At 47.7% G+C, this 13152-nt stretch carries 13 protein-coding genes; 3 read left to right on the top strand and 10 right to left on the bottom strand.

Annotated elements, in window-relative coordinates; genetic code table 11:
- The first annotated feature begins 28 nt into the window (after positions 1-28).
- Positions 29-1765, top strand: coding sequence for an ABC transporter substrate-binding protein (locus MHB54_RS14020; RefSeq protein WP_053326412.1), 1737 nt, complete (start codon positions 29-31; stop codon positions 1763-1765).
- Positions 1766-1977: 212 nt separating this feature from the next.
- On the opposite strand, the gene MHB54_RS14015 is transcribed toward MHB54_RS14020, so the two are convergent.
- The gene (locus MHB54_RS14015) at positions 1978-3378 is read right to left on the bottom strand and encodes a helix-turn-helix domain-containing protein (protein ID WP_302055831.1); all 1401 of its coding nucleotides are present in this window, start codon (positions 3376-3378) and stop codon (positions 1978-1980) included.
- A gap of 213 nt (positions 3379-3591) precedes the next feature.
- Here MHB54_RS14015 and MHB54_RS14010 point away from each other — a divergent pair, with 213 nt between their 5' ends.
- Entirely contained in the window at positions 3592-3837 is a 246-nt protein-coding gene (locus tag MHB54_RS14010) for a DUF6953 family protein (RefSeq protein ID WP_013312611.1), read from the top strand.
- Positions 3838-3879: 42 nt separating this feature from the next.
- Here MHB54_RS14010 and MHB54_RS14005 read toward each other — a convergent pair whose 3' ends face one another.
- Complete coding sequence (locus MHB54_RS14005; protein WP_264454386.1) at positions 3880-4839, bottom strand: helix-turn-helix transcriptional regulator; 960 nt, start codon at positions 4837-4839, stop codon at positions 3880-3882.
- Positions 4840-4951: 112 nt separating this feature from the next.
- On the opposite strand from MHB54_RS14005, the gene MHB54_RS14000 reads away from it, so the two are divergent.
- Positions 4952-5899 carry a Gfo/Idh/MocA family protein gene (locus tag MHB54_RS14000; RefSeq protein WP_264454385.1) on the top strand — a complete coding sequence of 316 codons (948 nt, stop codon included), beginning with the start codon at positions 4952-4954 and terminating at the stop codon, positions 5897-5899.
- Positions 5900-5924: 25 nt separating this feature from the next.
- Here MHB54_RS14000 and MHB54_RS13995 read toward each other — a convergent pair whose 3' ends face one another.
- The 8 genes from MHB54_RS13995 to nikB form a co-directional block, all read right to left on the bottom strand.
- Entirely contained in the window at positions 5925-6941 is a 1017-nt protein-coding gene (locus tag MHB54_RS13995; RefSeq protein ID WP_013312613.1) for an asparaginase, read from the bottom strand.
- 232 nt (positions 6942-7173) lie between these two features.
- The gene (locus MHB54_RS13990; RefSeq protein WP_103744489.1) at positions 7174-7941 is read right to left on the bottom strand and encodes an amino acid ABC transporter ATP-binding protein; all 768 of its coding nucleotides are present in this window, start codon (positions 7939-7941) and stop codon (positions 7174-7176) included.
- Positions 7942-7945: 4 nt separating this feature from the next.
- Positions 7946-8662 (bottom strand): amino acid ABC transporter permease, encoded by a 717-nt coding sequence (locus tag MHB54_RS13985; protein ID WP_023990975.1) that lies wholly within the window; start codon positions 8660-8662, stop codon positions 7946-7948.
- Between the two features lie 30 nt (positions 8663-8692).
- Positions 8693-9502, bottom strand: a complete 810-nt coding sequence (locus tag MHB54_RS13980; RefSeq protein WP_023990976.1) for a transporter substrate-binding domain-containing protein — start codon at positions 9500-9502, stop codon at positions 8693-8695.
- Between the two features lie 142 nt (positions 9503-9644).
- Positions 9645-10454 (bottom strand): nickel import ATP-binding protein NikE, encoded by an 810-nt coding sequence (nikE, locus tag MHB54_RS13975; protein ID WP_023990977.1) that lies wholly within the window; start codon positions 10452-10454, stop codon positions 9645-9647.
- 38 nt (positions 10455-10492) lie between these two features.
- Positions 10493-11317 (bottom strand): ABC transporter ATP-binding protein, encoded by an 825-nt coding sequence (locus tag MHB54_RS13970; protein ID WP_264454384.1) that lies wholly within the window; start codon positions 11315-11317, stop codon positions 10493-10495.
- Positions 11318-11337: 20 nt separating this feature from the next.
- Positions 11338-12168, bottom strand: coding sequence for a nickel ABC transporter permease subunit NikC (gene nikC / locus MHB54_RS13965; RefSeq protein ID WP_080682961.1), 831 nt, complete (start codon positions 12166-12168; stop codon positions 11338-11340).
- Positions 12168-13112, bottom strand: a complete 945-nt coding sequence (nikB, locus tag MHB54_RS13960) for a nickel ABC transporter permease subunit NikB (protein WP_068939152.1) — start codon at positions 13110-13112, stop codon at positions 12168-12170. Before nikB ends, nikC begins: the two co-directional genes overlap by 1 nt.
- Positions 13113-13152: the final 40 nt, after the last annotated feature.

Genomic DNA, 13152 nt, shown 5'->3' with positions numbered 1-13152 from the left:
AAATATAGGGGAAACGGAGCAACCTTGAATGAAACTCCATGCCCAATTTTTACGGCTTCACTCACACGCAGCTGACGACAAGGACGAAAACCATACCATAGAGACGACGCTGGATGAGCTGGCGGCTATTTTTGACTGTACTCACCGCAACGCCTTGATGATCATTCAGAAAATGGAGCAGCACGACTGGATACAATGGACTCCCCGCCGAGGCAGAGGCCGCCGCTCCAGTCTGCGCTTCCTCATTCAGCCGGAAGACATTGCCGTGCAATCCATGATGCAAGCCATAGACCGCCATGATATCAAACGCGCGCTGGATGAGATCCGAGTTCATTCACGCTCCTCCACCATGCAGGAGCATTTGCAAGGCTGGCTGCTAAATTATTTTGGGCATCACGCGGAGGTGCGCAGTGATCAGCAGCAGATCGACACGCTGCGTCTGCCTATTCGCCAGCAACTCTATACGCTGGACCCGTTGTACTTGAACTGGCTCGCCGAGTCCTTCGTATCTAGCCACGTCTTTGATGGCCTGGCCCGCCGGGCGAACGAAAGCGGTGAGATTTTGCCGGGATTGGCGCACGCTTGGGAGGTGGACGCCACTCGTACACAGTGGACCTTTTTCCTACGTAAAGAAGTGCTGTTTCATAACGGAAAAATACTGACCGCTGAAGACGTCGTCTATACCTTTGAGCGACTGAGTCGGGCGCCGGGAAGGCGACTTTATCATTTTATCGTCCGGCAAATTCAGCACGTCCAGGCGTTGAGCCCGACGATGGTACGCTTCGTACTAAAAGAGCCGAACGAGCTATTTCTATCCTTCCTGTGTACCAGCCGGGCTGCGATTGTGCCGCGTGAGCTTAATCAGGTGGGTGAGGCCGCCTTTGGCATCCGCCCTATCGGTACAGGGGCATTCAAAGTCACGGAAATGAACGAAAGCCTGTGTACACTGGAGGCTTTCGCACCTTATTTTCAAGGCCGGGCTCATCTGGACCGAGTGGAAATTGTCCAACTCCCGTGGGCGACTAAGCTGGAATCGTCGGATACGGAAGACACCGCTTCTTCTTTTCACATTATCCATAATCCCGTATCAGCGGGAGATACGGATACCGCATGGAGCCAGATTCACTCGGCGGCTTCGGTACGCAAATTTATCACATGTAATACACACAAGGATGGACCGTTGCGCAACCCAGAAATACGTGCCCGCATTGTAGCATGTCTGGATCATCGCTCCCTTCCTCCAGCAGTGGATTCATCTAACGATTCTTATGAACCACTGGCGGCACTACAAATTGCTACCATTCCCGAGTATAAAGCGGACGCAGACCGGGTTGCGGCTCAGCTCGAATCCTGTGGGTATACCTGTAACATCGTGGCCGCATCTATGAATGAATTCAAAAGCTCATCTATCCGTATGGAGTCAGACTTAATCATCTTTTCTCTCTTTCGTGACCGTGATGAGCAATTACGCCTGTTTGACTTGTATCTCAATGTATCTGGGCATGTGGAGCCTCATAGCCGTGTGGATATCGAAAGACTGCTGCGTGAAATTGCACGGGAGGCCGATCATACTGTTAGGGCGCAGCAATTTGAACATATCGAAACTCGGCTCATGGATGAGCACCAGCTGCATATTTTATATGAAAAGCCCGTTCAGACGGCCTATCTTCCTTCTGTGCGCGGTGTATCTTTTAACAGTCAGGGCTGGGTGGATCTGCGTCATGTCTGGTTTCCGCCTGCTCAACTTCCAACTCCCCACTCTTGACGGCAAAAGTGCTCCTTCAAATGCACTTCCACATCAAAAAAAGGTATCCTCTTCTTCATAAGAGGATACCTTTTGGGTTACGACAATCTAGACCTTTTCAGGTAGATGTATCAAGGGATGAAAAAGCCCATCCCCCCAGCCCATGACTGTGGATGTCGCTAGGATCTTCCATAGGGGGGGGAACGGGTGAAAAATTCAATAGGACAAAAACATTAAATGCGAGCAGAGAAAAAACGATCTTTTTTATCATGGATGTACTCTACCTCTCCAAGTAAGTTTTTATATTCCTCTTTGTCCTCAGAAGTGGCAGTATGCCGAAACTTTTCAAATAATCCTACACATTTGATTGTGACAGGATTACCATTCAGCACGACGGAATAGGAAAGGCTCTCGAGCAGGAATTTCATACCTTTGGAATAACGATGTTTGTTGAGATCATAACAAGCCATCTCTGCCAAAAATCGTGCATAGAGATCTGCTGACATTTGCTCCGTATAGGTCCCTACCTTGACATGCTGATCTGAAAATGCCTCAATTTGTTTTTCAAAGCGCTGCAGTACATGATCTACATTAAAATCATAACGGTTGGCCGCTACCATAATTTTATGTAGCCCCACCAGAATTTCACCTTCGTTTTTTTCCAAATAATCTACATACTGTGGAATCACATCCAGGCTGCCGGACATCAATTGATATAAATACCCGTTGGCCTCAGCCCAGTTGCTACAAAGGGCCTTCAAACGCTGAGCTTCTTCCGTATCCTCTTGCACCCAGCTCAAATCAGAGTATAGGGATACAAATTCCAGCGCTTTTTGGTAATCCCCGCGCTCATCCCACACCCCGGCGCGCAGCACATAAGAGTATACAATATACATAAACAAAGGACCCTTAGGTTCCTTGCCACGCTCCGATCTTCTGGTATTTCCGTATTTTTGCTCGTATTGTACCTTGGCTTTTTGAGCCATTTTTTCAGCAAACCATTCTACTTTATCCCAACGCCGCAAGGAGGCATAGGTATTGGCCAAGTCTCTTAAGGCATCCAGTTGGTCTGCTTCACCCAGTCGGTCCACAAAGCTTTCGAAATGTGTGGCTGCCCATAAGTTTTCGTCCTGGTCATCGCCAACGGCAATCGTAAATAAACGGTATTGGCAGAGCGCCAGACGCTCTGAATGTTGGTACTTTTCACTTTCCGAAACATTTTTATAAATAATTGCCGCAGCCTCGAACTTACCTTCACTGAATAATTCTTCTGCTGTCTCAAACAAAGCTGGGGCGTATATGAGATAGTCCATCATAAACTCCACGACTTGCTTAATACAATCCAGTTTGTTCAGCTCTGCACAGCGATGCAAAAAGGGGCGAACCCGTCGCCAATTCGGTGCCGTATTCCGTATAAATTCATCAATGTATAACTCATAGAGGCTCCCTTCTTCAAGCCCCATGCCTTCACCAATCCGATCCAACAGCAGCATCGCAATCGGACGATTACCGTTAATAATGGCACTGATCGTTCCTGCATTAATACCTGTGTTCTCCCCAAACTTACTAATCGTAATTCCTTCTCGTCTGATGTACTGCTCCAGCTCTGCGCGAATTGTGGTTGTTTCCTTCAAATCAGGCACCCCCAGGGATTACTTGCATGATTACAATACAAAAAAAGAAAATTCCCGTGAATATTCCCTTAATTATACAAAAGAAAGCCCACTTAGCCAACCGCTCAAGTAAATTTATATCAGAAAATTCAATAATTCTCCGAATTGCCGTATACTACGGGGAGGTGAGCCGAACAGCTACACCCAATCGGTACGCAGGAAAGGATACGACAAATGGACAACACCCCTACAACAGAACAAGAGATTGCACAATGGATGGTCGCGCAGATCCGTGAAGTGGGCACCCTGAAACAAGAAGATGCAATTGCATATGTACGCTCTGAGTATGGAGAGCAGTATGTGTTTATAAGCGAGCATGGTCATGTATCTCTGGAAAAAGAAATCAAAAAAGCATTCCGCAAGCTTCATGGTGGTAGAATTGCCTGGGATCGTGACGGATTTCTCTGGGCCTGGACTTAACAAGCAAAAGCATCTGCCCTAGGCAGGTGTTTTTTTAATCATTTATCCATATATCCTCTGGAGTCGGTTAATTTCTTCCTTCACAAACTGTCGGAGTGCTACAGGCTCCACAACTTCAACCCTACCGATCCAATCCATAGCATCGCGACAAGCCGCTTCATAACTATACATGTTGACCGTTAGAATGAAATGACTGCCTTCCTGTACAGACTGGATGATTTCCATTCTTTTCGCTATAATTCCCGCTTGCTTCTTATTCGTTCGGATCAGAACGGGATAGTATTCTTTCTCTGTACAAAGCTGCTTAAACGCGGTTTCTTGCCTCATCCAATGATGTTCCAGCGAAAAATCCACCGGAACCTCAAACACTTCCGCAGACGGCTGAACCTCCTTGATTCGCTCACACTTAAAGGTCCGAATCTCCTGCCCAACTTCACAGAAGGCAATGAGATACCAATCTCCTTTTTTCACCACAAGTCCATAGGGATGCACATGACGGGAAGAACAGATTCCGTCAGCCTTCTCATATTGAATGGTTATTTTATGGGACCCCCACACTGCAGCTCTCACGGCCTCAAGACAAGGAATGGCTATACGTTCCGTCCACCACGGCGTATCATCAAAATAAAACCGCGCTTTGGCTTTCTTAATATCGGACTGATACGGGTCTGGCATCGTCTGTTCCAGTTTGAGCAGAGCATTCTTTAACTTCAAACCCGATTCGGTGGGCCCGCCTGTATAAATGCCCATCCCTGTTAAATACAACTGAATGACATCCCCGCCATTCAACTGTTTCAGGTTCGCCGTATAACCCTCCATTAAATAAATTCCGCCCTTCGGTCCGGATGCGGTAACAATCGGAACGCCGGCTTCAGCCAGGAGGTCGATATCCCTGTAAATGGAGCGTACAGAGGTTTCCAGTGCCAACGCCAATTCCTTGGCCTTCATTCTCCCTCTAGATTCGATACATAATAAAATCGCGATTAAACGATGCAGTCTCACAATCATACCTCCACAATAGATGGTTAACCCGAATTGAAAAGATGATGCAAAGATTGTTGACACCCTGTTGGCAGCAATAGGTGTGTATCATAGAAGTAAAGGGGTGTAATGGATGATGAATATTGGAATATTGGGGACGGGATTCGGCGCATATCATGCCTCATTGTTAAACAACCATCCCAAGGTAAACAGAATCATGGTATTTGGAAGGAACGAAACCAAGCTGCAAAAGCTGAAAGAGGAGCTAAACGTAGAAGTCACACAAAATATAGAGGATATTCTGCTGGATCCAGACGTGGATATCGTCGATCTATGCCTGCCCTCCCACCTGCATAGGTCATATGCTGTGGATGCGCTAAAGCACGGTAAGCATGTATTTTGTGAAACACCCGTTTGCTTTAATCTCGAAGACGCTCTTCTTATGCAACAAGCTGCGGAGCAATATGGCAAAAAGATTCTGGTCAACCAGTTCATTAAGTTTGATCCCGCCTATACCTATCTGTATGAGGCATACCGCCAACAGAAGTACGGAAAGCTTATCTCCTTATCTTTGAAAAGAGAAACGCCTCCTCTGTGGGGGGATCTTGGACTAAGCTCCATCCCTACTCAGTTCATGATTCATGAACTGGATTTACTGACCTGGCTATTAGGCCCCTGTGATCCATTTACAGTCTGGGGTACAGAAGTTACCCATCCTGAACAAGCACAGGTTCGTGCTTACTTTCAGCATCGGGATACATTCACAGAAGTCATCGCCTCATCCCACATGCCGGGAAGCTACCCCTTCACAGTGGCCTATGAAGCTTATTTCGAAAAGGCCAAGCTGGTATTTCATGAAAGCGACGAAAACGATCTTATACCTACCGCATTATATGAGTATACCGCATCAGGACAGCAAAAAATCAACCTCGAATCTGCCAATCCATACGAAAAAAGTTTGGATCATGCACTTGAATGCTTTGGTGGACATTCGGAAAGCCTGATTCCACTGGAATCGGCTGTACAAGCGCTGAAAGTGGCTATTGAGATTAAAAGCAGACTGGGGCAAGGCCAGCGTTAACCCGGTATCTACGGAAATCAGCTTCCTATAAGGAAGCTGTATCCGCAGGCAGGGAAACTTCGTCTGCGTAGTTCGTTGCCATAATCTTGGCTACCCCGGCCGGATCGGTCGTCTGCCCCAACGCCCACATCATTTTCGTCACCAGCGCTTCCGTTGTCATGTCATACCCCGGAATAACCCCCTTCTCCAGTACCTTTTGCCCCACTTCGTAAATCGTCAAATCCCCGCCCTCATAAGGACATTGAGTAGTCACGACAATACTCATACCGTCCTTCATCAGTTCCTCGATTTTACTGATCAGGCTTCTTTCTTTAAAAGGGACGCCACCCATACCAAAGCCCTCAATGACGATACCTTTATAGCCCAAGCCCTGAATGGCATCGAAAATCGCCGGATTCGTACCCGGAATCAGCCTGAGCAGAAATACTTCGGAAGCATACCCGTCGTTGTATGGATGACGAACGGTACTGCGATTTGCAAATACGCCCTCCGTATAGACCACCTTACCGTTCTCCACGAGGCCAATGTACGGATAGTTAATACTCTCAAAGGCGTTATAGCTGCGTGTTCTGATTTTCGAGCTACGGCTACCATTGATAATTTTGCCGTTAAACACGACAAAAACCCCAGCCACCTCGCCACATGCGGTCAGGAATGAGTCAATTACATTTTTTTTGGAATCGCTGTGCTCCGCCAAAATGGAAACCTGTGAACCTGTCACAACGACGGGTTTGTCTACGGTTCCCAGCATGAAACTCAAGGCTGAAGCCGTATAAGCCATCGTATCCGTACCGTGTGCAATGACAATGCCGTCGTACTGATCGAGCGAACGATGTACCATCCGGGCGATGGAAGCCCAATCCTCTGGTTGTGTATTTGTGCTATCAATGCTCATCAGATTATGGGCATCAATCTCGCAAATCTCCTTCAGCTCCGGAATTTCCGCCAAAATATTTTCAGCCGATTGGGTCGGTGTCAGGCCGTTTTCCTGATAAGAGGAAGAAATGGTCCCTCCGGTATTAATGAACAAAACCTTTTTCATATGCCAATGTTCCTTCCCGATTACATCTTCACTGTATTGTTCTTAGAATTTATCATGAATAAGTGTGATAAGCTACTTTGCAATGGAAAAGAATTTGGGATAAGAGGCGCCAAAAAAGCACGACAAACAAGCGCGGGCTTTCCTTCCTCCTGCGACTTGTCTAACGTGCTTTTTACTATAAGTGCAATAAGTCTACAACGTTGTACATACCTATAACCCATCCACGTACTTTTTATGGGGATACAGGCTGCTCCTGTGGCGCTCTCTGTACCAACGCTTTGCCCAGAAACTGCCGTGTCCGTTCTTCCTTCGGATTGGTGAAAAACTGCTCCACGGGTCCCTGCTCCACGATCACACCATGCTCCATCAGCACAACCCGATCCGCTACATCTCTCGCAAAACCAAGCTCATGCGTGACAATAATCATCGTATTGCCTTCACTCGCCACCTTTTGGATCACGGACAGCACTTCATCCACCAGTTCAGGATCAAGTGAGGATGTCGGTTCATCAAACAACAACACCTGCGGATTTAGTGCCAAAGCACGGGCAATCGCAACTCGCTGCTGCTGTCCACCCGAAAGCTGGGCAGGATAATAGGTCATACGATCCTTTAACCCGACCTTTTCCAAAATGCCTTCACTGATCTCCCTCGCCTGCTTACGATCCAGCTTTTTCACACTGGTCAGACCAATCATCACATTGTGGAGTGCATTCAAATTTTTAAACAATTGATATTGCTGAAATACCATTGCCGTTGCCATCCGTAGTCCGAGAATGTCCTTTTTTCCCGCCTTGGCGGCATCGACCTTTACACCGTTAATTTCAATGACTCCGCTGTTTGGCTGTTCCAAAAAATTAATGCTGCGCAGCAGCGTGGACTTCCCCGATCCGCTTGGGCCCAGGATGACTACAACTTCTCCCTTGCCTACCGTCAGGTCTATGCCCTTCAACACATGATGCTGCCCAAAATGCTTATGAATTTGATGAAGTTGAATCATGCTCTTACTCACTTCTTTCGTAAATTCGAATACGCTTCTCCAGCACGACAAGCCCGCGCTCAATAATAATGCACACCAACCAGTAAATCAGAGACACCGCAACATATACCTCAAAAAAAGCCAACGCCCGCGCGCCCATAATTTTAGCCTGTCCCATCATATCGACGACACCGATCATAAAAATAAAAGACGTATCCTTCACCGTACTGATCAGCGTGTTTCCCAAATTGGGCAAAGCCACCGTCAACGCCTGCGGCAATACAATTTTGAGCATAATTTGTGTTTGGCTCATGCCGATGGAATTAGCTGCCTCAAATTGTCCCCGGTCGACTGAATGAATCGCCGCCCGGAACGTCTCCGACAGATAACCCCCGAGATTTAGTGAAAATGACAACAATGCGAAAACCTCGGGTGGAATCACGTAGATATTTAATTGCTGTAAGAAACCGTATTCGCTCTGAAAATAATATAAAAACTTGGGTATTCCATAATATACGAGAAACAGCTGCACAATGAGCGGTGTTCCCCGGATGTAGGAGACATACAGCGTAGACAGTTGCGCCAAGACAGGCACCTTGTATATCCGAATTAACGCCGTTGCCAACCCGATAATCGTACCCAGCAGCATGGACAAAAATGCAATCCATAGCGTAACGGGTAGATACTCAACGATCCGGGGAAGGCTTTTCAGCATATAATCAAGGTCAAACAGCTTTTCCATAGGAACCTCACTTTACCCTTTACATTGTTGTTACTGCGGGATATATTCCCCACCTGTCCATTGTTCAGACAATTTTTTCAGTGTTCCGTCCGTTTTCAACTCTTTAATAATCGGGTCGATTTTAGCTTTCAGCTCTTCGCCCTGCTTATCCTTTTTGAACACCAGATTGATATCATCCGTTTGCACAGGATCACCTATCGCTTCGACCTGCAAACCTTCCTTCTTGATCGTAGCAGCCGTCATGACTGGATCATTCACATAAGCGTCCACCCGGCCATTTTGTACGTCTTGAAGGTTATCGGACGAAGTGCCTGTATCATTGTATTTCAAAATAATTTTATTCCCATTCTTCGCATTATATTGTTCCAGCAATTGTGTGTAGGAATCGCCTACTGATGCGGCTACCTTCTTGCCTTCCAAATCCTTGAGAGAGTGTATATCCGTTCTGCCTTTTTTCACAACAATGACGGATTGTGCCTGAAAGTAGGATTCATCCGAGAACAAATATTTTTGCTCGCGCTCAGGATTTTTGGCGATTTCATCTGCTACGACCTGAATCTTGTTCGATTCCAGCGCCATGAAAATTCCGTCCCAGCCAGAAGGTACAAACTCAAACTTGTAGCCGTCCAGCTTCTTGTCGATCTCCTTGACTACTTCCACATCGTACCCGGTCAGCTCGTTTTTTTCATTCGTAAAAGCAAACGGAGGGTAGTCATTTTGTGTGCCGACATAGATTACCTTATCCCCCGATGCCGCATCCTTCGAGGAACATCCACTCAAGGCACCCGTTAATAACACAAGAGATAGGCCAATCGCTGCCACCAAAGCAGATTTCTTCATATATGACATCCCCTTTTTAATATCCAAGTAATTTACTATGATTTTATATTATAACGGGTTATTCAAATAATACAACAAGTAAATTTCATTTCGATTATTTATCCATATGTTGCACAAAAAAAGGACCCTTGCGGGTCCACTGTTATCCATGAAGCGGAAAACGCTCTGCTGGATGTTCCGGCAAAATGGACGAGATCAACCGTCGTACAGCCGGATGAGCAGATTCAAAAATCTGATCCTTCTCATCACAGCGCTCAATCAATCTTCCCTGCTCCATCACAGCAATGCCATCACAGATGGCATATGCCGCCCGAATATCATGCGTGATGAACAGATATGACAATCCAAACGAAGATTTCAGTTCTCCCAGCAGGGATAAAATATGCATCTGGTGAACCATATCGAGGCTGCTGACGGACTCATCCAGCACGATCAGCTTTGGTTTGAGCGCAATCGCCCGTGCAATGTTGATCCGCTGTAATTGTCCGCCGCTGAATTGATGCGGATATTTAATCCGATCTTCCGGCTTGAGGCCGACCCGTTCCAGCAGGCTTTCGACCGTTCTTTTTTGTTCCTGCACCGATAACCGTTCGTAATTGTCCAATGGCTCACCAATAATCTGCCCGGCGGTCATTCGGGGATTTACAGCAGAGTAGCAGTCCTGAAATACGACCTGCATATCCCGTCGCAGTCCCCTGCGGACTTGGGGGCTCGCATTATAAATGTCCTGTCCCTGGAACAGCACCTGACCCTCCTGCGGCTTCTCCAGCCCCAGAATAACCTTGCCCAGCGTGCTTTTACCGGCTCCGCTGGTACCAAGTAAGCCTAGGCAAAACCCACTTTCTATAGTAAGCGAAACGTTAGCCAACACAGGGGGACGTGGTTCAGAGCGGCCCAGCCATTTGCGCCTTCCATAGCTATGAGTTACTTTCTTCACTTGTAGCATGCGCATTCGCTCCCCTTTTGAAAGTGTAATTGTCGAACAGGTGACTAACCGCCTACCTGATTTATGCCCCGAATGGACAACTTGGGTCTGATATGCAGCAGCATTTTCGTATATTCATCCTGCGGGTGATCGAACAACTGATGGACCTCAGCCTGCTCAACAATACGGCCCTGCTGCATGACAGCCACTTCATCCGCCAATTGGGAAATGACGCCCAGATCATGCGAGATCAGCAAAATGGACGTATTGTATTCCGTACGCAAGCGATCCAGCTCTCTTAGCACCTGTAACTGATTGACCACATCGAGCGCCGTCGTTGGTTCATCCGCAATAACTACTGCTGGCCGCAGGCACATGGAAATGGCGATCATGACCCGTTGCAGCATCCCGCCGCTCAACTGAAACGAATACCGCTTCATCAGCTTGGCTGGATCGGGCAGATTCATATTTTCCAGAGCCGTTATGGCAAGTTCACGGGCCTGTCGTTTGGTTAATCCGGTGTGCGTGCGGACCGTTTCCATAAACTGAGCTCCGATCGTATACACTGGCGTAAAAGCGCTCATCGGGTTTTGCATAATAAACGCGATTTCCTTACCTCGAATTCGCCGCATCTCCTCGGCCGCCATTCCGTTCAGCTCGCGCCCGTTCAGACGGACACTACCTTCCACGTCCATCGTCTGGCGATCCAGCAGTTGGAGCAACGCTTTACAAGTCACTGTTTTGCCGCTTCCACTCTCGCCGACAAGACCCAGTACCTGTCCCTTTTTCAGCTCAAAATGAGTTGGCTCCAGCAGAGATACCGCCCCGGCACCGGTTTTGAGCTTCACCTGTAAGCCGCTGACCTCCAGCACCTTCTCCCTGTCGTCCATCGTTGTAACTCACTCCCGTTTTACTGACGTTTGGCAATTCCGTATCGGTCGGACAGCGCCTCCCCCAATATATTGAAGGCCATCACCACCACCAGAATCATAACCCCCGGATAGATCATTAATTCCGGATGACTGCGAATGTATCCCGTTCCCTCATGAATCATCGCTCCCCATTCGGGAGTCGGCGGCTGAATGCCTAGACCAAGGAACGACAACGCGGAAATATCCATGATCGCCCAGCCCATTTCCAGCGTACCAATGACCACAATCGGCCGCAGCACATTCGGAATAATATGCCGCCGGATAATGGCCCCTGAGGAGGACCCGCTAATCCTTGCAGCAGCTATAAAATTCCGTTCTTTCAGACTGACGACCATATTGCGGCACATTCTGGCATAATACACCCACTGCACCATCATTAAGGCAAGCAGCACCTGCATGAGGCCCGGCCCAAAAATACCGACAATGCCCAGCACAAGCACCAAATTCGGAAACGCCATAATACCTTCGCAAAACCGCATCAACACACTATCGACCCAGCCGCCCACATAACCTGCTAGCGACCCGACCACAACGCCGATGCTAAGCGAGGACAGGAAAATTAATGTCGCAAAACCGAGGGAAATCCGCGCTCCATACAGCAACCGGGATAAATTGCACCGACCCAAATGATCGGTCCCCAGCCAGTATTCTTTCGAAGGTCCCTCCAGCTTGTGCAGTAAATTGACTTTAACCGGATCATGGGGAGCCAGCCAAGGAGCTAGCGCCATAATGATAAAAAGAGCAGCCAGTACGACAGAGCAGACCACGATTACCTTTTGACCTTTGAACATTGTACGCAACCTTATCATCACTGCTCTGCTCGTCCCTTCGATGAAATTCGGGGGTCCATATACAAATGCACCAGATCAACGAGCAAATTGCATACGATGAACAGGCATGCCGCCAAAAACACATAGCATTGTATGACGGGAATATCCCGGTTAAAAATCGCTTCCACAAAATAACGGCCAAACCCGGGCCATGAAAACACCTGCTCCACAATAATTGTTCCGGTCAGAAGCTTGCCCAGATTCATACCCATACTTGTAATCAGTGGAGCAATGGCAATTTTCAGTACATGCTTGAGCATGATCACCCGCTCACGAATCCCTCTAGTTCTGGCATACTGCACATACGTTTCCTGAAGCTGCTCCAACACACTGGAACGCAGCAGGCGCGTATATAAAGCAATCAGAACCAGCGACAGGGTCACCGTGGGCAACACCAGATGCTGCCACGTTCCTCGCCCCTCTACAGGGAGCCAATCCAATCGGACAGAGAAAAAGAAGATTAACAAATATCCCAGCCAAAACTGGGGTATAGATGCGCCAAAATATGAAATTCCTCGACTAAGCATGTCGATCCAGCCATTTTTACGCATCGCCGCCAGCACGCCCAGTGGAATACTCACCACAATAGATAGCACCATACTGCTCACAGCCAATTCAAAAGTGGCGGGCAGCCGAACCTTGACCTCATCCCACACCGGCTTGTTGGTCAGATACGAAGTACCAAAGTCCAATTGACTGATTCTTTGAAGTGTATGCATATACTGCGTCAGCAAAGGCTGATCCAGCCCGAACTCATGTCTTTTCTGCTCCAGAATCTCTGGAGTAGGATAAATATGAGCAGCCGTCAAATAGGCCTCGGCCGGATCAACTGGTGAAATATGAATCAGTGCAAAGGTAACGAGGGTGGCAAAGAGAACAATAGGAATGACCGCTACCATTCGCTTCCCGATATAGCTGATCATGAGTTGTCCTCCTATCCTGTAAACTACCGTTACCTATCGG

The sequence above is a fragment of the Paenibacillus sp. FSL M7-0802 genome (assembly GCF_038004945.1).
GTDB lineage: Bacteria > Bacillota > Bacilli > Paenibacillales > Paenibacillaceae > Paenibacillus > Paenibacillus polymyxa_B.
Note: the sequence above shows the minus strand (reverse complement) of the source record. Positions and strands in the feature narration are given on the sequence as shown.